1 protein-coding gene and 1 pseudogene are annotated in these 1,249 nt (G+C 72.9%); both read right to left on the bottom strand.

Translation table 11 applies throughout. The features are described from left to right. Window positions 1-230: pseudogene (locus CCN72_RS36520) on the bottom strand (TetR family transcriptional regulator); the annotation flags it as partial. 166 nt (window positions 231-396) lie between these two features. After that, on the bottom strand, window positions 397-1,176 hold the full coding sequence (locus tag CCN72_RS36515; RefSeq protein ID WP_086812626.1) for an alpha/beta fold hydrolase: 780 nt from the start codon (window positions 1,174-1,176) through the stop codon (window positions 397-399). Window positions 1,177-1,249 lie beyond the last annotated feature (73 nt).

Here is a 1,249-nt window from a genome sequence, read left to right as displayed (position 1 = left end):
CGTGGGGGCTGTGGGTGGCGTGGGGGCTGTGGGTGGTGTGGAGAGTGCCGCCGTCCCGTGCCTCGCGCAGCTCGGCGACCAGTTTCTCGTAGGCCCGGCGCGTCACCGTCGCGACCAGTTCGGAGCGGTCCTTGAAGTGCAGATAGATGCTGGGCGCGGCGATCCCGACCTCGCGGGCGACCGCGCGCANNCAGCAGCCGGGCCGCGGCCGCGAGGATCTCCTCCTTCAGGGCACCGCCCTCGCCCCACTGGCTCGGGGCGCGCCGCTTGAACGTCTCGGCCACCTGTGCTCCCTCCGTTGCCTGCCTGCCGGGTGAAGCATTATCGGAGGTGGCCGAATATCTGTCGCCCCGGGTGCCGGCGTCCCGGCGCGCGGGAACGCCGGCACCGCTCGACTCAGGCCTCCTGGACCGCCGTCGGCCTCAGGTGCCGGGCGAGGAAGCGGGCCGCGCTGTCCGACTCGAACCGGGGCAGCTCCTTGTGCCGCCCGGAGTTGGCGTGCAGCGTCTTCTCCTTCGAGGCGAACGCGTCGAAGAGGGCCAGCGCGGCGGCGCGCGGGATGTGCTCGTCGTCCCACTGCATGGCGTACTCGACGGGGACCGTGATCCGCCCCGCGGCCTCGGCCAGGGCGTCGGGCCAGTGCAGCCCGAACACCGCGGCGGTGATCCGGGGATCGTCCGCCACGAACGGCACACCGATCGCGGTGGCCATGTTCAGACCGAAGAAGCCGACGGGCCCGCCGGTGCCGATCTCCGGCAGTTCCTGGAGGGCGTCCAGGGCCGCCTTCCACTCGGGGACGGCGCGCTCGGCGAGCCGGGCGTTGTAGCGGACCACGATCGGGCCTTCCGGCTCGCCCGCCTCCCGGGCCCGGTACAGCGCGGCGATCTCCTGCTCGTCGTAGGCCGTGCGCGGCCGGTCGCCATGGCCGGGCGCGTCGACGACGGCGACATGGAAGCCGCAGCCGGTGACGAGCAGCCGGGCGCGGCCCGTCATCGCGGGCCATCTCTTGTGCGTGCCGCCGCCGTGGCCCATGAACACGAGGGGTGCCCGCTCGGGGCCGGACGCGGGCGACCAGAGCACGCCGGGGATGTCGCCCAGGACGAAGTCCCGCTCGATCACACCGTCGGCCGCTGTCCGCGCAGTGAAATCCAGGGTGTGTGCAGGGAGTTGTCTCATCGGTTGCTGCCTTTCGGGAATGCCTTGTCGGTGCGGCGCTCCCGGCGGCAGCTGCGTCAGCCGCTCGACCGTG

It is taken from the genome of Streptomyces murinus (assembly GCF_002154555.1).
Lineage (GTDB): Bacteria > Actinomycetota > Actinomycetes > Streptomycetales > Streptomycetaceae > Streptomyces > Streptomyces murinus.
The sequence above is the reverse complement of the archived record's forward strand: the minus strand, read 5'-3'. Positions and strand labels throughout refer to the sequence as shown.